The organism is Brumicola pallidula DSM 14239 = ACAM 615 (assembly GCF_000428905.1).
Taxonomy (GTDB): Bacteria; Pseudomonadota; Gammaproteobacteria; order Enterobacterales; family Alteromonadaceae; genus Glaciecola; species Glaciecola pallidula.
The window spans coordinates 237,926-259,483 of record NZ_AUAV01000008.1 but is presented as its reverse complement, the minus strand read 5'-3'; the positions used below and the strand labels follow the sequence as shown (position 1 = coordinate 259,483).

Annotated in this window: 17 protein-coding genes; 7 read left to right on the top strand and 10 right to left on the bottom strand. The window is 39.9% G+C overall.

Features of this window, described 5'->3' with window-relative positions; genetic code table 11:
* Positions 1–137: 137 nt before the first annotated feature.
* From G399_RS0102760 to G399_RS0102745, 4 genes are all read right to left on the bottom strand, one after another.
* Complete coding sequence (locus tag G399_RS0102760) at positions 138–2,006, bottom strand: tetratricopeptide repeat-containing sulfotransferase family protein (protein ID WP_006009421.1); 1,869 nt, start codon at positions 2,004–2,006, stop codon at positions 138–140.
* 92 nt (positions 2,007–2,098) lie between these two features.
* The gene (locus G399_RS0102755; RefSeq protein ID WP_006009420.1) at positions 2,099–4,510 is read right to left on the bottom strand and encodes a TonB-dependent receptor; all 2,412 of its coding nucleotides are present in this window, start codon (positions 4,508–4,510) and stop codon (positions 2,099–2,101) included.
* Positions 4,511–4,797: 287 nt separating this feature from the next.
* Complete coding sequence (locus G399_RS0102750) at positions 4,798–5,829, bottom strand: ester cyclase (RefSeq protein ID WP_006009419.1); 1,032 nt, start codon at positions 5,827–5,829, stop codon at positions 4,798–4,800.
* Between the two features lie 42 nt (positions 5,830–5,871).
* Positions 5,872–6,885, bottom strand: coding sequence for a hypothetical protein (locus tag G399_RS0102745; protein ID WP_006009418.1), 1,014 nt, complete (start codon positions 6,883–6,885; stop codon positions 5,872–5,874).
* Between the two features lie 131 nt (positions 6,886–7,016).
* Between G399_RS0102745 and G399_RS0102740 the strand changes: the two genes are divergently transcribed.
* From G399_RS0102740 to G399_RS0102725, 4 genes are all read left to right on the top strand, one after another.
* Complete coding sequence (locus tag G399_RS0102740) at positions 7,017–8,627, top strand: sodium:solute symporter family protein (protein WP_006009417.1); 1,611 nt, start codon at positions 7,017–7,019, stop codon at positions 8,625–8,627.
* Positions 8,628–8,635: 8 nt separating this feature from the next.
* Positions 8,636–9,589, top strand: coding sequence for an ester cyclase (locus G399_RS0102735; protein WP_006009415.1), 954 nt, complete (start codon positions 8,636–8,638; stop codon positions 9,587–9,589).
* Between the two features lie 64 nt (positions 9,590–9,653).
* A complete protein-coding gene (locus G399_RS0102730) occupies positions 9,654–10,799 on the top strand; it encodes an ester cyclase (protein ID WP_226988918.1) in 1,146 nt (381 codons plus the stop codon).
* On the top strand, positions 10,799–11,656 hold the full coding sequence (locus G399_RS0102725; protein ID WP_006009412.1) for a nuclear transport factor 2 family protein: 858 nt from the start codon (positions 10,799–10,801) through the stop codon (positions 11,654–11,656). Before G399_RS0102730 ends, G399_RS0102725 begins: the two co-directional genes overlap by 1 nt.
* 102 nt (positions 11,657–11,758) lie before the next feature.
* Here G399_RS0102725 and G399_RS0102720 read toward each other — a convergent pair whose 3' ends face one another.
* Positions 11,759–12,451: an HAD family hydrolase gene (locus tag G399_RS0102720; protein ID WP_006009410.1), complete on the bottom strand. Its 693-nt coding sequence runs from the start codon at positions 12,449–12,451 to the stop codon at positions 11,759–11,761.
* Positions 12,452–12,673: 222 nt separating this feature from the next.
* Between G399_RS0102720 and G399_RS0102715 the strand changes: the two genes are divergently transcribed.
* Positions 12,674–13,798, top strand: coding sequence for a cobalamin-independent methionine synthase II family protein (locus G399_RS0102715; protein ID WP_006009408.1), 1,125 nt, complete (start codon positions 12,674–12,676; stop codon positions 13,796–13,798).
* 118 nt (positions 13,799–13,916) lie between these two features.
* On the opposite strand, the gene G399_RS0102710 is transcribed toward G399_RS0102715, so the two are convergent.
* From G399_RS0102710 to G399_RS0102690, 5 genes are all read right to left on the bottom strand, one after another.
* Entirely contained in the window at positions 13,917–14,336 is a 420-nt protein-coding gene (locus G399_RS0102710; protein WP_006009407.1) for a hypothetical protein, read from the bottom strand.
* A gap of 353 nt (positions 14,337–14,689) precedes the next feature.
* On the bottom strand, positions 14,690–14,866 hold the full coding sequence (locus G399_RS22220) for a hypothetical protein (RefSeq protein ID WP_006009406.1): 177 nt from the start codon (positions 14,864–14,866) through the stop codon (positions 14,690–14,692).
* A 188-nt stretch (positions 14,867–15,054) separates the two neighbouring features.
* Positions 15,055–18,108: a ligand-binding sensor domain-containing diguanylate cyclase gene (locus G399_RS20030; RefSeq protein WP_006009405.1), complete on the bottom strand. Its 3,054-nt coding sequence runs from the start codon at positions 18,106–18,108 to the stop codon at positions 15,055–15,057.
* A 143-nt stretch (positions 18,109–18,251) separates the two neighbouring features.
* A complete protein-coding gene (locus G399_RS0102695; RefSeq protein ID WP_006009404.1) occupies positions 18,252–19,502 on the bottom strand; it encodes an ABC transporter permease in 1,251 nt (416 codons plus the stop codon).
* Positions 19,499–20,221, bottom strand: coding sequence for an ABC transporter ATP-binding protein (locus tag G399_RS0102690; RefSeq protein ID WP_006009403.1), 723 nt, complete (start codon positions 20,219–20,221; stop codon positions 19,499–19,501). The genes G399_RS0102695 and G399_RS0102690 overlap by 4 nt, the downstream gene beginning before the upstream one ends.
* Before the next feature lie 118 nt (positions 20,222–20,339).
* Between G399_RS0102690 and G399_RS0102685 the strand changes: the two genes are divergently transcribed.
* Positions 20,340–20,816, top strand: coding sequence for a DUF3299 domain-containing protein (locus tag G399_RS0102685; RefSeq protein ID WP_226988917.1), 477 nt, complete (start codon positions 20,340–20,342; stop codon positions 20,814–20,816).
* A gap of 80 nt (positions 20,817–20,896) precedes the next feature.
* Complete coding sequence (locus G399_RS20025) at positions 20,897–21,553, top strand: DUF3299 domain-containing protein (RefSeq protein ID WP_006009401.1); 657 nt, start codon at positions 20,897–20,899, stop codon at positions 21,551–21,553.
* The last annotated feature ends 5 nt before the right edge of the window (positions 21,554–21,558 follow it).

Below are 21,558 nucleotides of genomic sequence, written 5' to 3'. Positions count from 1 at the left end.
CTCACTTATGTCTACGCTAACCATCATTTCTGTTGTTGATTCAGGGCCGCTAACAGACGATTTGCGCACTGATAAAAATCAACGTATTCACAAGGCCACGAAACCTGATGTTAGTTTCTCAAACCATGTGGAATATCCTACTCTCGATATTTATTAACACGGTGTTGTTCGAGAGATTGCAGTAACGGTTGCAGCACGTCCCCATATTTTTGCCAGCTATCAACACTCGTTCTGTAAATAGGTTGCCTAACTTGCTCAGCACTTGGCGTCATCACCAACCGTTGTGTTTGATAAAAACGCTCTGTCGATTTTTCATAATCAAGACTTAAAAATGCCAGTAATTGTGCGGTTATTCTTGGCTGGTCATTAACAACTTCTTCATAAACTACTGTCGTTATATCCTTGCTATACATAGACGTCCAAAAAGCCATTAACCGTTCATGCTCACGATAATAGTGGCCTAGAGCGTGCAGATCGTGTGCGTAACCTTGGCTATCATCAAACGGCAGCTTGAAAATAGATAGGCAATTGTCGGTTGGATTACGCTTACAGTACACAAACTTGGCATCAGGCAAAATAGCTTTAATAAAGCCAACAAAATTAAAGTTAAGCGGATTTTTGTCAGTGAAAAAAGAGTGATTCCCAAAGGTGTCGAGCATCCTTTGTTTATATTGCCGGCCAAATTCAGTGCGTTGTGAATGGCTCAGTTTAGCTAAGCAATAAGGATACGATGCGTTAGTAATTTGTTCTGCTTTTTTAACTAAATCATTTATGTAACCGAGTTCACCGGCTCCGAAAACTTGCGAATGAGAGGCCAATATTTGCTCTGCCAGACTGGTACCTGAGCGCGGCATACCAATAATGAAAATAGAATGAATCTGGGCGAGACTAACATCAGCCGACGTAGTTAGCGTAATACCTTCCACTGTCGCTCGATATTGCTCAGTTAGTTTCGCGTTGTATGGAAATTTTTGTGCTTTTATTTGCTGCGCATATGCATAGTTTTTGATCGCTAAGGCATATTCTTTGGTCTTGTCATAATAAACTCCTAATGCAAAAAATAAAGACACCTTGAATACACTTGGTGTCGAGCTATCAGACAGTAGTTCAGTAATTTTGTCGACTTCTTCAATTCTTAATATTTGATTTTTAAGCTTGGCTAACTGATAAAATGAACTAGCATGATTAGGAGTATGCGTTAGCGCTATTCGAAAACTGTTAGCCGCTGAATCAAATTCACCCAGTTGTTCTTGGAGTACCCCAAGATGATTGTAAGCTTCGCTATTGTTGGGTTCATGCTCAATAGCAGATTGTAAACAGTCTTTTGCTTTAACATAGTTGCCAAGCTGCTTTAGTGCCGTAGATAAATTGATACGTGCAGGCATGTAATTATCTAGCGCTATCGCTTTTTCAAAGCTTTGCCGCGCATTATGATAATCAATTTTTGCTAATTGAATTTCACCTTTAACATTTAGAAAATAACTATTATTTGGTACCAGATGGTTGGCATGGTCAATGGCTTTTAAGGCAATTGCTAAGTTGCCCAGTTCTTTTAATGACTGTGCAAAATTAGACAGGCATTCAGGGTAATTGGCGTCAATTTTAAGGGCTGCATCAAACGCTAAAACGGCTTGTTTATGCTGGTCTTGCGCGGCTAATACATTGCCCAAATTGTTAAGCGTTTGCGGTTGTTGGGTGTTCAAGCTTAAAGATGAGTTAAACGCTTTCTCAGCGTCTTGGAACTGATGCTGATCTTTGTATGCGAGGCCTAAGTTGCTGAAGGTTTGCGCATCTTTGTCATTGACAGTCAGTGCTCTTTCCAATAGCGGGATGGCTTTCTCGGCTTGCTGCATTTGAATGAATACAACACCCAGTAGATTCAACGCGTGCTGATTTAAAGGCTCATGTTTTAAGATATCTTCGAATATCAGTTGAGCATCTAGTAAGCGTTCGTTTTGTAGTAACTGAAAACCTTGTTGTAATTGATTAGCGACTCGTTGGTTCACTGCATTCCTTGTTATATTTTGAGCGTGCTTAGCAATAAAAAAGGCCTACGTCATGTAGGCCAATATATACTAGCAGTGCACAACTTTAAAGCTTAGAAGTTATACGCAAACCTCACACCAAAGTTACGCGGGGAATTATAGTCGTATGCAACTCGAGCGCGACTGAATATCTCAGTATAGGTTTTAATCAGCTCGTCGGTGGCATTATTGACATAAGCTTGTACGCTATAATTGCCATCAACAGATTCCCATTTTACCGAGAGGTCTAGTTTGGTATAGGCGCTCTGGTCAGCAAAAAATACTGGTGCACGATTACTGATAAAGCCAGAATTGTAATACGCAAAAACATGTGGCTTTATGGTGCCCATATCGCCTAAGTCGATAAAGTAAGAAACACCTAAACCTACTGTCATATCAGGCGTATAGGGAGTATCTTGACCATCAACTACATAAACAAAAGACTCATTGATAGTTTCCGAACCAATAGGACCAACAGGACCATCCCCATAATTCCATACTAGGTTACCTGCATCGACAATAAATTGGTCATACTCGGACATATCAATCGACACACCAAAATCAACAACGAGCGCATCAGTAACATCCCAGAAACCTTCGACTTCGAGTCCTCTTGATAAAATGGATCCACCGGGAACCTGCGTCGCGACAGCAACACCAGTGGTGCCCTGTTCAACAAAGGCGGTGGTTGTTAGCCCTTCAAATTTGCCACTATAAGCCGCCACATTTAAACGTAAATCACCGTCTAATAAGGTTGATTTTGCGCCTATTTCAAATGCTTTATTGGTTTGTGGAGTTAGCAGCGTTTGCGTTGCAACGTCAGTTGAGCCAGCAATATAGGCTGTGGCATACGTTGCATAAACCATGAGGTCGGCGTTGACTTTATAATCTGCACCTAAACGATAATCAGTATTCTCATCTACGCCTCGTTGTACTTCTTTAATGCCGTAAGTACGGGTTGGCAGTTTTGGCCCTAAGCGCGCTGCTGTATCGCCAAAACTGAGGGGATCAGCACTTTGTGATTCTCGGTCATCCTCAGTGTAACGAATACCCGCAGTCAGGTTTAACTTTTCAGTTAACGCATAGGTTGCTTGTCCGTATAAGGCGGTTGATTTAGTGCCACCACGGCCTTCACTATTCCAATAGGCCCAAGACGGCGTGTCAGGAGTAGCGCCTGCATAGCCTGAATAAGAGTCTACTAAGCTACCAAAAATATAAGCTGAGCGGTTGGCTGGATCTTGACTATTAAAATAATATACACCCGCAGTATATTGCAAGGGACCATCAAACAAAGACGACACAGTTACGTCAAGCTGCTTTGATTTACTGGTGCTATAGTTTCCGTCTACCCAAGAAGCTAGGCCAGAAAGATCAGCATCCATCAAGTTAATTGACTGGTAGTCAAACATCGCAGCATTCACTAATACGCTGTGCTCAGCAACTTCCCAATCAATACTTACATAAAATGAGGTCTCCTCAAGCTCTCGATTAGGCGTGTAATCATAGTCAATGGTTCTCGCGCCCGGCACGATAGTAGCAAAAGGGTCGCCATCACAAACGTTACCACCTGAAACTGTTCTGCCACCGGGTCTGTCCGGTGAACCATCAGCACAGCCCTCATAGACACCAAAACGAGGATCTAAGAATCCATTAGCGGCATTGATGAGAGTAGGATCATCTTTATCAAGCGGAATGCCGGCCGGCTTATAACCAAAATTCAGGCTGCCGTTACCAGTGTCTTTCCAATGCGCTGCGGTTAAATTAATAGATAAGTTATCGGTAGGCTTAAACAGCAATTGACCACGCACATAGGTGTAATCGGAGTCTTTTATATCTCCAGCTGGATTGTTGATGTTTTCCACAAAACCGTCGCGTTTTTCATCGGCAGCAGTAATACGAAAAGCGATATTTTCACTAACAGGAACATTCACGAAACCTTCGGTTTTTACTAAATTAAAATCACCGAGTGTTACCGCGCCGCCGAATGAAAACTCTTCAAGCTCAGGCTTTTTGGTGATGACATTAATTAGGCCACCAAACGTATTGCGACCAAATAAAGTCCCTTGAGGACCGCGAAGCGCTTCTATACGCTCAACATCCAAATAACCTGCAAGCGCTTGTCCGGTGGTAGGTAAGTACATGTTATTGTGGTAGATAGGAACTGCAATATCGGTGGTACCTGCGCTGCCTGCGCCACGTAATATTATCTGTGGATTATTACCAAAACTCGTAATCGTTACGCCAGGAATTGCTTTCTCTAACGACATTACATTGGTAATTTGCATGTCTACTAATGCACTACCGCTAATAGCAGTGACTGCTAATGGCACGTCCTGAATATTAGTAACGCGCTTTGTAGCACTCACTTCTATTATTTCAATTTCCTTTTCTGCTTCTACTTGGGCATATGCGCCCGACATAACAAGCGCATTTGCGACTGCCAGAGCAACGGTTGTTTTAGATAGCATATTGTATTTTTTTTTCATAAGTCTCGTCCTAAAGCAATTTCTAATTTGTCTGCGTAATCGTGCGACCGGATACTTGTATTATTTTTGTTAAAAAAAAGATTTGTATCAAAAATACTTCGAATTCAATATTAAATCAAGGAAAAATACTCTAAAAAAGACATAGGAAAGGAATAAAGAAGCGTTTTATTCGTTTTTTGAGTTAAAATGAGGAATTTATGTAAGAATTTAACGAAAATCATATTATCAAAATATAGAAATTAACGACTGCGAAGTCATCGCCTACCCAACCCACAATTTATGTGTTTTTAAAAACGCTGCCTCGCTTTATTAAACTCCCGCATTCTCGCAAATACGTCTACACCTAATTGATCGTATACCGATAACAAATCAACTAACACCCAATTTTCACGGATGAGATTACCTTCAACACGCCAAAAATCGAGACTGCGCATGGTTATTTTTTGATCACCAGGAGCAATGCCAAGCCAGCCTGAACCACTTACCGTCATATACATCCCAGGCCACGCTGTGAAAGCCACATAGTTATTATCGGCAAACAAGTGACCTCTACTAGGATCGCCAACACGATCCGGCAGGCCATTCAAAAAGGGGATTTGATGCCAATCTCGAAAGCCGCTAATTGAGCGTCCTGTACCGATACCCGAAGGCCCGTACCAAGAACATTTTGGATGCCAGTATTTATCAAGCTGCATCGCTTCTACACCACCCTCGGCATACTTGCCAAGTCCAATGCACATGTCATTGACGATATTTTTAGCTTGTTGAGTTTGCGCATTGTCGTGAATTGGACGTTCAATCCCGTCTGAGGTTGCTGGCGCCGGCACTTGCCACTCTCTGCCAAGGCTGGGCGCTAATGGCCATGCATTAGCTTGCAGCATAAGCTCAGGGATATCCCAAATACCTTGGTATTGCGTTACTTTGCCATCTTCGAATTGGTAAAACTCATGAAAACGTAACGATGCTATATGACCTGTTGCTGGAATATCTAACCAAGGTTTTTCAAATGTACCGCAGTAGTATCCGCAGCACCCAACCCAAATGTTACCATTATCGGTGATCCCCGATATAATAATGGTGTCGCGTCGCTCTATATTTGGCATTGATCGATATAATGGCATCATGGCGTCGGCGAACAAACCCTTTGCACCATCTAAATCTTCAAATGGAAAGCATAGTTGCACTTTAGCCGTTGTGGCAAACAAATCTAAAAGGCACTTTTCGACCTTATCCGGCTCGAAATCATACTGAACTCGGCTCAGGTTTTTGATTCTTTCTTTACATTGGTAAAGTTCTTTTTCTATTAGCTCAGTGGACATTAAAGAAGATTCCTATTAACACACATATTAAGACTAAGGGTTTTATACTTTTGGATTTAAAATAGTACTTGTTCTGGCCAGCACATCAATTCCTTGTTGTTTTAACCAATAAGGAATATCCATAAGTACCCAGTTTTCTAACAACTTGTCACCTTCACGGTAATATACATCTACAATTCTCATGTCGGCGCGCTTATCACCACTGGGCATTCCCAAAAAACCACCGCTAGATTTATTAGAAAGATTTGGCCAACCAAAGAAGCAAGCAAATTGGCCTTCCGCAAAACGACACACATGACCATTAAATACCTTGTCGCTGAGCCCTTCTCTGAATGGATACATATGCTGCTCTTGATAACGCGCAATAGTATACGTAGAACCAATGCCAGCCGGGCCGTACCATCCCATATTTTCGTGCCAATTTTTTTGCATTACCTCCGGGCCAGCGCGATCGTTACCACTAGCATTAAGCTTACTCAGATCTTCAATCATCGTATTCAATACGGCTAGTGTTTGCTCGGCTTCTTCTGGCAAATGCTCATCAAACAATAAACCGTTATGATGTCGTGGGCCGGGGTGCAATATTGATGAACCGGTTTGTGGTGGTAATGGATGAATGCCTACTTGTTGCATTAGCCCTATGATATCTAGCCACAATCCTGTTTTGGTTATTTTACCATTCTCGACGCAGTTAAATTCAGCATATTTTAACATCACAACTTTGCGCGATGCCTTAATACCCAGCCAATCCTGCTCGAATAAAGCCATGAAATGCCCCATGCTCATTACCCAATTCTCGCCGCTGACCTCATTAGTACCGGCCATAAACACGTCTTGTCTGCGCTGAATATTAGCAAATGATTTGTACAAAGGCTGCCAAACTTGCTTAGCAACGTCTCCTAAATTATCAATTTTATTAAATGGGTACACACCATAAAACTCATAATCATCGGCTACATGTTTTTCTAGCACCGAAACTAGTTGCTCGGCATTTGCGCTTTCCATATCGGCAAAATAATTTAATACGAACTGCTTTTCGTGTTGATAACTCGACATTGTAGTGACCCGTTGGTTAATTACCGTAATGAACAAAAAGTTTATTTACTAATGACTTCGAAGTCAATTAATAATATGATACAAATGAAATGTAAATAAAAACTTAAAAAAATACACATAGAGGCCTTAATATGACTGAATTCGGCGTCCTTAACTGGAGTATACTCATCGTATATGTTGTTGCTAACATACTGTTGGGTTTAGTAATTGGGAAAAAGATAAAAACTGATCAAGACTTTTATATAGGACAAAAAAATACACCTTGGTGGGCAATTGGTATTTCTGTTGTTGCCACTTATGTAAGTGCTATGACCTTCTTGGGCGCCCCTGCATGGGCCTATAAAGAGGGTATAAGCGTGATTGCCATACATCTTAATTATCCGCTGGTCATCATGGCCGTTATTATTTTCTTTTTCCCCTTCTTTTATAATGCCGGCGTAGCGTCTATTTATGAATATCAAGAAAAGCGATTTGGCAAACGGGCCAGAGCGTTAATTTCCTCAATCTGGTTAGTTTCACAAACAATGTCCTCAGCCGCTGTTTTATATGCAACCTCTGTTGTACTTAGTTTTATTACTGGCATAGATGTTATATCGGCAATAGTCATCATCACGGTTATTGCACTTATTTACACAGTGATGGGCGGCATAACCGCGGTTATATGGACTGACGTTATTCAGTCTTTCATCTTATTTGCTGGTGCCGGTATTATATTTTACGTGCTGGTGCAAGAGAGTAGTGTATCGGTAATGGAGTCACTAGGGCAATTAAAAGAACAAGGCAAACTGGACCCCTTAAACTTTGACTTTGACTTTACTGCTACTACCACCGTTTGGAGCGGGATCATAGCTATGTCGCTCTACCATACAACGGTATATGGCACGAATCAGATGATGGTACAGCGAACCCTAGCGGCTAAAAATATAGGGGATGCTAAAAAATCCTATTTGCTGATGGGCTTTGCCGCTTTCTTTATTTATCTGTTTTTCATTGTCTTAGGCGTCTTATTTTACAACTACTATCAAGGTCGCACTTTCGAAAACGAGAATACTATTATTTTGCAGTTCGCTGCTGAATACGGCATGCCAGGACTAATGGGAATAATCGCGGCAGCGGTAATGGCAGCTTCTATGTCGAGCCTCGACTCAGCGTTTAATTCCCTTTCAACTATTTCGACTATCGATTTTTATAAAAAATATTTTAGAAAAAATGAAACAAATTCGCATTATTTAAAGGTAACTCGCCTATTTACCTTGTTCTGGGCGGTTTTAATTATTTTCCCTGCCATTATGTACCACATCTATAGCTCAGGCTCGATACTAGAGGTACTTAGTAAGGTAGGGTCTTATTTTGTTGGCGCCCAACTAGGTATGTTTACTTTGGGCTTTTTCTTTAAACAAGCAACTGAAAATGGCTTGTTAGTGGGCACGTTCACCAGCTTCGTTGTGGTGGCTGCAGTCGCCTTAGGTACCGACATTGCTTGGCCGTGGTACTGCCTGATTGGCGCTACCGTAAACATAGTAGCCACGTTGATTGCTAGTAGAGCTATTGACGGCAAACAAACTGAATTGTCTGAGTACACGGTAAAGGGACAAAAATTAAAATTTGCTCGCGAAGGCTTAGATGAAAAAGAGAATGGTTGGTATCGCGTACCAGGTAAAGTTGACCGCATTAACTACTGGTTGTTCGCTTTCTTTATTCTGACCGTCGTGTTTTTGTGGTCATTTCAATATATGGTGTAAGGTATAACATGAGTTCAATTATTGATAATTTTTACAACTGTTTACAAACAGATAAGTCGCTCAATGCAATCGTAGCTGAAGATGCTGTGCTCAATGTATCGTATCCAATTAATCAAATAGTCGGCGTAAAAGCAATTCAAAGCGACTATTGGCTGCAATTTAAAAGCGCGTTCGAGCACTTAGAGCGTAAAGCGTTTATCGAGTTTGATAGCGATTACGAAAGCGATCAGTGGATTGCTGCAACGGGTTATTTTAGCGGCATTTTCGTTAATGATTTTCTTGGGATCCCTGCCACCGGTAATCTTCTATATTTGCGTTTCACTGAATTGGTCAAAATAAACAATAACAAAATATCTGAGTATTTTATTATTTTTGATTTTTTAGATGTCATGCATCAAGCAGGTATTTATCCATTACGCAAAAGTCTAGGTCACTGCGGTCAAATTCTACCACCAACCACGATGGATGGATTATCGCCTGTGGAAGTCAATGAGTTGCAGGCTGATGGATCGGAGCAACTGGTTTTAAACATGCTAGAGGAACTTAGTAAGTTTGACGGCAAATCACTGCTGAGTATGCAGTTAGAAAACTATTGGCATCCGGACTTCATGTGGTATGGCCCTGCTGGTATTGGCACAACTAAAGGTATTAAAAGTTTTCGCGAGCGTCATCAAGGACCCTTTGTATTTAGCTTTCCTGACCGATTAGTAGACCATAAAGCGTGCGTTGTAAAAAAAGGCAACTATGTCGCAACCGGAGGTTGGCCGCATATGCATGGAACTCACTCGGTAGGCGGCTGGTTAGGATTGCCTCCAACAAACAAAACACTTGAATTACGAGTCATTGATATATGGCGACGCGAAGGCGATTTGTTAAAGGAAAACTGGGTAGGAATTGACATTATTCATATGTGCAAACAAATGGGATTAGATATTTTCGCTTTAATGAAAACCAGCGTTTAATCGCTAATAGGCTAACTTGACTTGGTTTGAGTAAGCAGTAATTTTGTAAATACGGTAATAAATCATGAATCATAAAACGGTACCAACGAATAACGTTATGCATTTGCCACAAGGTGAGGTCACACAACTGTATTGGAAAAATCTGCCTGAATTATTAAACCCAAGCAATCCCAAAAGCCAATTGCTGAGAGGTTTTGACGATGAATTTATCGATATTGTTGACTACATTGTGCGCATTACTCATCGGATTTGGGAACAAAAAAATGTGGGCTTGTGTAACGACTATTACGCAGAGTACTGCCCAGTGCATACCCTAGGTGCTTATGCAGACGCCGTATCAAGCGTAGTCACTGGAACATTGCAAACCATCAGCGCTTTTCCCGATCGATCGCTAATTGGTGAAAACGTAATTTGGCGGGATCTTGGTCCTAATGAGGGATATTACTCTTCGCATAGAATTACCAGTATTATGACTAACAAAGGCCCATCAGAATTTGGCGATGCAACACACAAAACTGGACGTGTTACTACTATTGCAGATTGTATTTGTGTTGAAAACAAAATTGTATATGAATGGTTAGTGCGCGATAACAGCTTTTTGGTCAAACAATTAGGCATTGATGTGTTGGATGCGAGTGAGCATTTCGCTAAAATTCCGGCACATCCAAAATTTGAAAACTGGCGGCAAGCTGAGATATCCAGAGTGAAAGCGCAAGAGCCAAGTGAACATCAATGGAAAGCGCCCATTGACAAAGCGGCTGTTGAATTTAGTAACAGATGGCTAGATACCCTGTTTAATCAAAAAAACTTTGGTAAAGCAAATACCTTTTATCACTTGAATGCAAAGCTACAATGGCCTGGTGGACGCCAAGCAGTCGGCATACCAGGTATTATAGGAACCATTATTCAGTGGTTGGCAGCTTGTCCAGAAGCACAGGTTACCTGTGATCATGTATGCACTGTTCCCTTCGATCAGGAAAAAGATGTTATTGATATTGCGATCCGGTGGTCTTTAACCGGGTCTTTTTCTTCAAAAGACAAAAGATTGTCCATGTATCGAGGACAAGAGTTTTTCATATTAGGTGCGTCCCATTTACGCTTAGTTGACGGAAAAATTAGCGAAGAATGGACCGTATTTGATGAAGTGGCCGCTTATGCCAATCTTATTAGAGACTTCAATCGCACCAACCATAATACCGGAGCGCAATAATGCTAGATTCAATTATTAACGCATTTACTAAAGGTGATTTAGCTGACCTAAACTCTAAGATGCTGCATAGTGCTTATTGGGGACAACATAACGCAAAATTTTACGGCTCAGAAAAGCTAAACATGATCCTCGGTAATTGGTTTGCTTTGACCGGTAAATGTACCGTACTAGCACATCAAACTATCAAGCAGAACAACCACTATGTTGTGTACTTGACGTTTGAGCCAACAAATAAAAATGGAACTATTAATTACGTTTTTTGGTTGGAAACCAACCAACTAATGGTTAAATCAGTTCTAGCAATAGTCGATACTGTTCAGTTAGCGGCTTTAAATCAAGATAGCCCAGAAAAAGTAAGTGATAACTTACCTTCTACAGACCCGTTAGTTATATCTGATTACGATCAGCAAGATAATCTACAAAATAATATTGCATGGCCATCTAACTTAATTAGTAAGCAAGCACAAAATGTAGAAATCCTTGATCAGTGGTGGGCTATTTGGAGTCAAAAGCAATTAGCCAATATAAACACACTTTATAACGATGACGCAGTTATTAATTTGCCTGGCGACAAACACCCACAAAAAAGAGAGCGATTGTTTGAATTCGTATTATCAAAAATAAATACACTGACTCGAATGTTTACACAGATAGAGGATATTGCAATCGAGGGTCAGGATGTTGCAATAAAGTGGTTTTTAGATGGTGATGAAGGTGAAAATAAAATTAGACTGCCTTTTATTACCTTATTAAAAATTGAAAACAGTAAGATCACAGTCGACACGACTGTCTGTGACATACTGGCATTTAATAAAAACTTCTCAACTAGTCATGTATTTAAGCAACCCACCGCTTAAAAGCTGAGCAAGGCGAGCGTTGGTAATTGAAGAGAAAAGTGTAATTAATCTCTTCATTTGCCAACTGACCAACAAACTATAAAAAAACAGACACTATAAGTACTAATTTTTGATGAGTCCTTCCTGAGATGTAAAGAACGCACTTAGGTAAGCTGACTCTCTTAAATCACCGGTCTTTTCTATCGCGTCTAAGTAGTTATGATTAGCGGTGAACTCGTTCGGAAACGCAACACATTTTATACCCGCGCTTACTGCTGCTTCAACACCAGAACTAGCGTCCTCTATTGCCACACTATTGTTGGCTCCGACATTCAATTTGTTCAGACAGTATTGGTAGACCTCAGGCTCCGGTTTAGGTGCGTCAACTAATGCTCGGTTACTTATAATATCGAATATAGATGGGTCTAGCCCGGTTGAACTTAATAAAATATCAATATTCTTTCGACTAGTCGTAGTCGCAAAAGCTAATTTTATATTGTTAAACTTAGCATGATCAATCACCCACTTTACACCTTGACGCAGCGGCAATTTTGAATTATTCATAAAGTTGTGGAATAAGTTTGATTTTAATTCATGGACTTGTTGCGGCAAAATGCCTTTAGGTAAGCCGCCATACTTTTCATTATATTGACCGATGCGAGATTCACCCCCGGTCTCAACAATTAAGCGACGATATTCCTCTTCACCCCAGTGCCATGCAATAGACAATTGCTCAAACGCGGTATTAAATGCCTTCCTTTGAAGATATGAAGTGTTTGCTATTGTGCCTATTCCGCCGAAAATAATGGCTCTCATCTATTAAACCTAATTTAAAATAAAGCTAAGATAATTTACGTATTAAATAACTAATGAGGTCAAAAAATAAAATACATGGTTAGTATTATCGACATTAGGGTCTTATGTCACTTTAATTAGATTTTTTTAATAGCAAAATTTATACTTTTGAGATCCTGCCTTTTTTCTCCTCCTAAACTAGACTATATTACCCAGCATATATAAGTTGAAACGAAAAGTACTATGCATAAACCCATTTTAACTACCCATGTTGGTTCATTGCCACGCTCGCAATCAACCGTCGATTTTATTTTTGCGAGAGAGAATGAGCAAACATATGACCTAGAAAAATTTGAAAGTGAGATGACGTATGCCGTATCGACTGTCGTTCAAAAACAACTGCAATCCGGTATTGATATTGTATCTGATGGTGAAACGTCAAAGATCTCATATGCGACCTATGTGAAAGATCGATATACAGGCTTCTCCGGTGATAGTCCTCGAAACGCACCAGCAGATTTAAAGTTATTCCCGGATTTTCTTGAAAAATTGTCTCGTTCTGGTGGCACACCGACATATGCTCGGCCATTTTGTACTGGAGAAATAAAAAGCAAAGAAACCGCTGACCTGCAACATGATTTAGATAATTTGCGCTTAGCGGTTAACAAACAGCGAGCAAAAAAAGCATTTATGAATGCGGCATCTCCGGGCGTTATAGCACTCTTTCTTCCAAATCAATATTATTCCTCTAGGGAAAAATATATTGAAGCACTGTCTGAAGTTATGAAAGCCGAGTATCGGGCAATTATAGATGCTGGTTTCGACCTGCAATTAGACTGCCCAGATCTAGCACTATCACGACATATGCTGTTTCAAGACCTAAGTGATGAAGCGTTTATTAAAATTGCAAATACTCACGTTGAGGCACTTAATTATGCGATTGCAGATTTACCCAAAGAACGCGTGCGAATTCACATCTGTTGGGGGAACTATGAGGGCCCACATGTGTGTGATATTTCTATGCAAAAAATGTTCGATACACTAATGTCTGTTGACGCAGCACAACTCCTATTCGAAACAGCAAACCCACGCCATGGCCATGAATGGGAAGTTTTCGCACAAAGAAAACAAGATATCCCCGATTCCAAAATTTTGATCCCTGGAGTAATAGACAGTACCAGCAATTTTGTTGAGCATCCGCGATTAGTCGCTCAACGTATTCAAAAATTCGTGGATATAGTTGGACGAGAAAGAGTCATTGCCGGTTCCGATTGCGGTTTTGGTACCTTTGCTGGATTTGGTGCAGTTACGCCCGATATTGCTTACGCAAAATTATCGGCTTTGGCTGAGGGAGCAAAATTGGTCTAAAGCGTTTGTTGGCGTCATCTGCTTTTGGCATAAATAGTGATGGCCTGCTCGCCATCACTATTCTCAACATGATAATTCATGATAGTGGCGAAGTAATATAGTTAATGGACAGTCAGCATTAAACCCAACCCAGCTCGCCAAGAGCCCAAGGCGCATTCCATATTTTTGTCATTCGCGACACTTTATTTTGCTGGTCCATTGTTATCGAATACACATAATCACTAGCCGTTGTTTTATTCGTTGCTGGTATTGGTCCACCGTCACCTACATGGGTGCCGTGAAACGTTCCAAAAAGGAGCGCTGTCGATGTTGATTCATCGTAGGCACTAGAATGTAGTTCATAGTAACAACCCTTTAAAGGGCCTCCACCTAAACCTGCCATCCACTCACAATAGCCTTCGACGGTAGTCACCTCTGTCAAAGGTTCACATTGAGCAGAAAATTCAGCACCACTGGCCACAAATTGTTGGCAACCAGCCCAGCCTTTTAAACTTTCACAGGAATGAAAAAACTCTGTTGCGACTTCAAAGGGACTCATAGCACTATCCTTATTTAAGGTGAAATTTTCCTACTATTATAGTGAGGACTTTTTAATCAGATTTCTTTATAGTATATGTAAATTAAATCATAAGCTTGAACTATTCAATATGCACTTGTTTTATTAAAGTTTATCGCAACTAAACTGATTTGAAAGATCTGTATCTGGGGCTGAACAGCGTATTCACTATTTGGGGGCGCTATATCTGCGATTGCATTACCACTATAGTCAATGAACCCTGATTTTTATTGCAAGCCCAAGAGGACTATCCAAGAGAGACGCTATAATTTTGTGCTTGCTAAAGAGATCGCCGCTTCTAGTGTTGTAATAACGACTAATAAAAACGACACAGATTACTCTTGTTTAACAATGTACCAAATACCAATAATTAAACCAACTAACAACAAGGTAATAGGTATCAGTGCTGTAATATAATAACCAGCAGCAACAAGCTTGAATGCAATATAAATGACCAAGGTTATCACGGTGAACAGTGCAAATGAGGCAATTAAATTTGTCGATTTTTTCATGAATGAGCTGTTTTTATGCAAAATTTTTGTATCAAAATTATACGTAATCGGCTGAATTATGGCTCATCACTTTGTGTAATTACTGCGACTGCATCATTAGCAACAGTCCGTTGCTGATTACCCTGCCTTGAATAACATTAACGAAATGATTAAGCTTGTTGATAAGGTTAAGTTTGAGTAGTCAGGTGCTAATCAGCTCGTATTACCCGATTCCGCCCATTTGACTTACCAATATATAAGGCCTCATCGGCACTCAAAATAATTGAATCAACAGATGTTTTTTCTCCTGCTGGAATAGTCACAACCCCAAGAGTAAAAGTGACAAATGAACTAGTTTCAGATTCTTCATGAGGGATTTGCATATTTTCTATTGCCAAGCATAAACGTTCAGCAATAGTAGTTGATTGTTCGATCGATGTATTTGGTAGGATAATAGCAAACTCCTCGCCACCGTAGCGACAATTTGCATCTGTCATTCGCGCCGCACTGTTAGAAATACATTGAGCCACTTGTTTTAGGCAACTATCACCTTGCTGATGCCCATAAAAATCATTAAATAGTTTAAAATGGTCAATGTCACCAAGAATAAGAGATAATGGCTGCTTCTGACGGTCGTGTCTGTTTATTTCTATCATCAGTTTTTTATCAAAATAACGGCGGTTATATAGCCCTGTTAACCCATCCTTGTAGGTTAGCGCCTCCAATTGTTTATTTGCTGCCATTAAATCACTAGCTTGGGTGTTTAATGAGATTGTTTTCTGTGCAACTTGCTCTTCAAGCGCTAAAACAAATTGCTTCTGCCTTGATATTTCTGTCTGTTGCAAACGTGTTCTAAAATAAATAAAAGTAAATATAATCGCTATACCAACTGACACATACAAGCTATATGCCCACCATGTTTTCCAGGGACTTGGTAATACAGTCAAGTTAATTGACAGTAATTTTTCTCCCCATTTACCACTACTGTTGGTCGCTTTAACCATAAATTTATATGAGCCACCATCTAAATTAGTAAAAGAAACAACATTTTGATTACCAATATTAATCCAATTATCATCATAGCCTTCTAGCTTATAAGCATATTGGTTCTTGCGAGGAGCAATAAAATCTAATACCGAGAATTCAAAAGAAAAAAAGTAGTCAATATAAGACAATTGAATGTCAGTGACATAAGAATAAGGCCGCTCAAGTTTTACTGACTGCCCCATTTTATTAAACCCCGTTAAAACAACATTGAACTCGCTATTATTTGTTTCAACATTTGACGTATTAAAGAATTCAATGCCTCTTGGACTACTAGTGAAAAGTGTTTCATTGCCACCTGTTATCAAGCTATTGGCATAATAGTTTAAACCTAATAGGCCATTATAACTGTCAAAATTAGTCACTTCTCCCGACAATGGGTTTAGCTTTGAAATTCCCTTATTTGTCGTCAGCCATAAATTACCATTCTTGTCATCTGCAATCCCGCGGATTAAAGAAGTAGGTAATCCATTTCTTCTGCCAAAAGGTTTAAACGTTTTTGTTTTAGGGAGATATAAGTTAAGTCCCTTTTGAGTGGCAATCCAAATTTCTCCATTCCTTGCTTGATGAATATCCTGAACGATGTTGCCCAATAAACTATCTATTTGATTATTATCACTTGTAAAAAAAATAAATCGTTGGTTTTCTTCCTCCCAAAGGTTTAAACCATATCCAGTACCAACCCAAATATTTTGTTCGCTGTCTTTAAATATTTTTAACACTTCTGGATGAGATAAGCCGAAAGAATCGTCTAAGTGAGTAAAGGTTTTAGTCAACGGATCGTAGCGATACACGCCATTTTTATAAGTACCGATCCAAAGGTTTCCATATTGATCGGTGTTAAGCGCTCGTACCTCTCTAAACTCCATATAGTTTGGATCAGATTTAGGGTATTCTACTAACTCAACCTGCTTAGTTTTTAAATTAAATTTAGCTAGGCCATCATCTTGCGCAACCCATAAAATATTCTGACCATCTGCAAATATAACTGGCTTTTCTAATAACTGATTTTCTCCAAACCCGTTTTCATCACTAAAAATTGGGGTAGATAATATTTCTAGTTTCTGTGATGTTACATGCCACTTATATAATTGAGATGATGAAGATACAATTAATAAATCACCATTGGCATCAACTGCAATACCATTTGGCACTGTCAATGCAGGACTATTAATCGACTTGAATTTTCGGTGCGGCACTATTTTATATATACCGTGAGTTTCGCTAGTAACCCAAATTGTTCTCGAGTTATCTTCGAAAACTATCCTCAGGCCATGATTATGCTCAAGGTCAAACTGTTCAATTTGAGAACCTGAGTTCGATTGTCGAAACAAGCCTTTGCTGGAGACAAACCAAATGTGGCCTTCCTGATCCTCAATCATAGAGTTCACTTGACCTAGATATTGATCATCAAAAGTTTTTAATTGCGTAAAAAGGCTTGTTTGTTTATCAAATATGAATGGACCTTGTTGTGTGCCCACATAAAGCTTATTTTTTGAAGTCTTTAAAATACTTCTAATTTGGTTTGCGTCTGTCGGTGTGGGATTGTCTGGAGCAGGCAAAAAATGAGAAAAGGTCTGCTTGTTTTTATCATAAAGATTTAAGCCAAAGCTAGTTGCAATCCAAAGGCTATCATTATCGTTGTCTTCAATATCCCAGATCCTATTATGCGATAAACCAGATGTCTCCTCATCAATATGCGCAAAGCTGTTGTCACCGAGGTATCGATTTAAACCCTTGTCATATGAACCTAACCAAATGGAACCTTCTTGGTCATGAAATAAAGATTGTATTCGGTTAGATGAGAGAGAATCAGTGCGCAGAGGATCATTAATAAAGTGCTGAAATTTTCCTGTTTTGGGTTCATAAAGATTAGCACCTCCCCCCCAAGTACCAACCCATATTCTTCCCTTACGGTCTAACATGAGATTGCCAGCATCATTATGGGTCAAACCGTTTGAACTCATACGATCAAATTCAAAGAGGGTTACCTTTCGGCCATCATAGCGCATAATGCCATTTTCAGCAGTGCCAAACCAAAGCAAACCTTGATTATCCTGAATAATAGAATATATTTTAGAAGAAACAAAACCATCTTTCTCTGTTAGCATCTCAACAGAATATTCGTTAATAAACTCTGAACGGGATTCATTGCTATACGTTGGAATATTAATGACAAAAAATAATATAAAAAAGTATTTAAAACGACTAAAAAACAATAAATTAACTCTCTTAAATTTTCACGGTATTATTTTAGATTATTTATAAGCGTTCGGCAATACTACTTAGAGCTTAGCGACGTTCCATGGTAGCAGTTTTTCGACATCGACATCAGCCTGACTGATTTTCTCCAAGGTAGTCATTACATAGTTGATGACAAACTGCTGTGCAATGCGGTTCTATATGCATCAATAGCAGGGAATAAGGTAATTAGTCCCGCACACGCTAACACCACTACAGACAATATAAGAGTGTTAAGGGTGTATATGTTCGCATCTATAAACAAGCCGTAACTTGCTGCCAACCACCCACCCAGTAGGAAGAAGCTTAGATTGAGCAAAACTAAGGAGATGACTATGGACGCCCCTACCAACAATAAAGCCTCGGTCATAATTAGTGAAAACAAAACCCTAGGGCTTGCTCCAATAACTCTCAAAATAGCAATTTCTCTACGCCGCTCTCGCATCGATGACAACAACATTACGGCGAGTCCAATCAACGAAGATACTAAAATCAAAATACTGATGATAATTAATATATTTTCTACCATACTCATTAACTGCCACAGCTCGGCTAAAGCAACACCCGGCATAATAGCCATAAGACGATCTGTTTGGTAATTATTGATGCTCCTCTGCAGTGTAAAAACACTCATCTTGGATTCTAAGCCCAGCATTACAGCAGAAACCGAAGAGGGCGTTAGCGTCCTAAGTGCTCCAGTGGATGATTGTTGGCTTATAAATGCCTTAAGTTGCGCGGATGGCAAATGAATAGCCTCAATTCCTGCCAAGGTGACATGCACGGTTTTATCAACCGGTGTGCCTGTTGGTGCCAAAATACCACTTACCACAAACGGGCTTTGGTCATGATTTTTAAAGCTCACTGCAGCAATGCCGTGTGCGATTATTATTTTACTACCGACAACATAATTTAGGCGCTTTGCCACGTCAGCACCAATGACGGTTTCGAAGGTAGTGGTAAATGCGTGTCCTGAAGAGAGGACTAGTGGTTGCTGATTACCGTACTTAAAATGCTCGAAATACGCGCTAGAGGTTCCTAACACTCGATATCCACGATGTGAATCACCAAGCGAGATAGGAATGGCCCACTTGACTTGTTCAAGCTCGTTCAAGGTTGTAAAGCTTTGCCAACTAATATTACTTGTTGGGCTTCCCATGCGAAAAACAGAATATAAAAGAAGATTTAACTGTCCACTAGGGGCACCCACAATTAAGTCGACATCAGAAACGGTTCGATTAAAGCTCTCTTTTGCTTGCACTCTTATGTGCTCCACGCTCATAAGTACACTGATACTTATTACTAAGGAAATAAACGTCAAGACAACCGATTTTCGTCTATTTTTAATACTGTCCCAAGCAAAGGAAAGCATCATATTACGTCTCCTTGTGCGATATTTAATTCGGCGATATTTACCCTATCTGTAAAAAACGCCTGTAAATGCGGATCGTGGCTTACGAACAATAGTGTTGTGTTAAATTTATTACATAAGACCAGTAACACCTGCATAAACGCGTCACGGGCTGCGGAATCTAAGGCAGAAGTTGGCTCGTCAACTAAGAGTATATCGGGGTGATTAATCAATGCTCTGGCGATCGCCACTCGCTGTTGCTGACCCACACTTAATTGACCCGCCGCTTGCCCAAGACAGTCGGTTGACAAAGCGAGTTTAGGCAGCAAGTCAGCAAGTGTTTGCTCCACTTGGTCAGCACAAGTGCCTCCAAAATGAGCGGCAAGCTGCACGTTTTTAAGTACTGAAACAAAAGGAATAAGATTAAACTGTTGGTATACAACTCCGATATGCTTAGCTCTGAAGGCATCTATTTTTTGTGGACTTAACTGCGAAAATGGTTCTCCAAGCAAGGTAATTTCACGGCTGTCAGGCACTAGTACACCCGCTAGTAGATTCAGAAGTGTGGTTTTACCTGAGCCCGACTCACCTTTTAAAAAAACATGCTGCCCTGCATAAACTTGCCAATCAGCAATAAATAAGTCGGGTTTAATCCGAGTTTTATCATACTTATAACTCATGTTTTCTACTTTAATTGCAAGTTCGTTTTGCTGATCCTTATTTGTGTCGCTTGTTAAATTCATAAACGAAGGGATATCTTTTCACATTCAATTTATGTTATGTTATAACATGTTTAAAGGTATTGCTAGATAGACTATAAATATACATATGATACAAGTTTCTTATTTTTTACGCGCAACAATGCTAGTGATTATTTTTGCTGCCTTATTTTGCTCTAAGGCATTGTTAACCCCCCCCGCGTTTTTAGATGAAATAGACGAGGGCTCACGCCTTGATTCTTTAGACATGCTGCTTACAGGTGATAACAACGATCCACGCTCAGCCAGATACCTTCAGGCACTCGACTCGACTCGTATAATCGAAGATTTTAATAATAAGCGTATTCGTATTCCAGGATTTATTGTGCCTTTGGTGTCTGATGAAAAACAGAACATTAGTGAATTCTTTATTGTTCCTTATTTTGGTGCATGTATGCACTTGCCGCCGCCCCCACCTAATCAAATACTTCATGTCAAAACAGATAAAAAAATACGCTTAAATAGTTTGCAAGACGCATTTTGGTTTGAAGGACAAATTAAAATTGAAACAATAGACAACTTATTAGGTAAGGCAGCTTATAGTTTGCGACTCGAAGGCATAAGTCCTTATGAAGGTTAGAAAATCACTTCTACACATAGTTGAGCACAAGCAAAGAGTTCAATGTTCTTTATTGGTATTGTAATAACGTGCTTATAAAAATGAACAAATTCACCATCGCTTGTTGCCTAACGTGGTCTGTAGCCTTGCTTACTTGGCATTTCAGAGTGCCCCTAGCAGATAAACTGTCGGCTATAATACCTTCTTTTAACTATGTGTATGTGACTTCTAATGAATCGTTACTTGTTAAATATAAGCAACAAGACGCAACTCACCTTTCGTGGGAACAACTAATGCCAGTTACAGAACGACAAATAATAGAGAAGTACCAACAACCGATAGCAATGAACTTCGCAGAACAAATTTTACTGTCAATAAATGCTAGCACCGACGAAACATATCGCGACGCGATGTTTTCAACAAATGTCGTAGAAGCTTTGCTAGGGAAGCAAAGTGCTGTATCAGGATTCATAGTACCGCTTGAACTTGGCAGTGAACAACTGTTGACCAGTTTTTTTTTAGTACCTTATTTTGGCGCATGCATTCACTATCCCCCTCCGCCGCCCAATCAGATGATTTTTGTACGGGTCAACAGCCCAATGAAAATACCCGATATTAACATTGCCTATACGGTTATCGGGGTGTTAAAACAAAGTTTGTACGAAGATGTATTAGGGACATCAGCGTATCAGTTTGATTTAATCAGCATCGAACAGTTTACAGGCCAAGCTGATGATTTTGGACAACATGCATATTAAAGCGA

What these genes read in the sequence shown, in the direction of transcription:
- G399_RS0102710 (WP_006009407.1), bottom strand. Translation starts at nt 14,336, where the DNA reads ATGAGTCCCTTTGAAGTCGCAACAGAGTTTTTTCATTCCTGTGAAAGT.
- G399_RS0102745 (WP_006009418.1), bottom strand. Translation starts at nt 6,885, where the DNA reads ATGTCGAGTTATCAACACGAAAAGCAGTTCGTATTAAATTATTTTGCC.
- G399_RS0102750 (WP_006009419.1), bottom strand. Translation starts at nt 5,829, where the DNA reads ATGTCCACTGAGCTAATAGAAAAAGAACTTTACCAATGTAAAGAAAGA.
- G399_RS0102725 (WP_006009412.1), top strand. Translation starts at nt 10,799, where the DNA reads ATGCTAGATTCAATTATTAACGCATTTACTAAAGGTGATTTAGCTGAC.
- G399_RS22220 (WP_006009406.1), bottom strand. Translation starts at nt 14,866, where the DNA reads ATGAAAAAATCGACAAATTTAATTGCCTCATTTGCACTGTTCACCGTG.
- G399_RS20025 (WP_006009401.1), top strand. Translation starts at nt 20,897, where the DNA reads ATGAACAAATTCACCATCGCTTGTTGCCTAACGTGGTCTGTAGCCTTG.
- G399_RS0102715 (WP_006009408.1), top strand. Translation starts at nt 12,674, where the DNA reads ATGCATAAACCCATTTTAACTACCCATGTTGGTTCATTGCCACGCTCG.
- G399_RS0102730 (WP_226988918.1), top strand. Translation starts at nt 9,654, where the DNA reads ATGAATCATAAAACGGTACCAACGAATAACGTTATGCATTTGCCACAA.
- G399_RS0102685 (WP_226988917.1), top strand. Translation starts at nt 20,340, where the DNA reads ATGCTAGTGATTATTTTTGCTGCCTTATTTTGCTCTAAGGCATTGTTA.
- G399_RS0102690 (WP_006009403.1), bottom strand. Translation starts at nt 20,221, where the DNA reads ATGAATTTAACAAGCGACACAAATAAGGATCAGCAAAACGAACTTGCA.
- G399_RS0102720 (WP_006009410.1), bottom strand. Translation starts at nt 12,451, where the DNA reads ATGAGAGCCATTATTTTCGGCGGAATAGGCACAATAGCAAACACTTCA.
- G399_RS0102695 (WP_006009404.1), bottom strand. Translation starts at nt 19,502, where the DNA reads ATGATGCTTTCCTTTGCTTGGGACAGTATTAAAAATAGACGAAAATCG.
- G399_RS0102735 (WP_006009415.1), top strand. Translation starts at nt 8,636, where the DNA reads ATGAGTTCAATTATTGATAATTTTTACAACTGTTTACAAACAGATAAG.
- G399_RS0102755 (WP_006009420.1), bottom strand. Translation starts at nt 4,510, where the DNA reads ATGAAAAAAAAATACAATATGCTATCTAAAACAACCGTTGCTCTGGCA.
- G399_RS0102740 (WP_006009417.1), top strand. Translation starts at nt 7,017, where the DNA reads ATGACTGAATTCGGCGTCCTTAACTGGAGTATACTCATCGTATATGTT.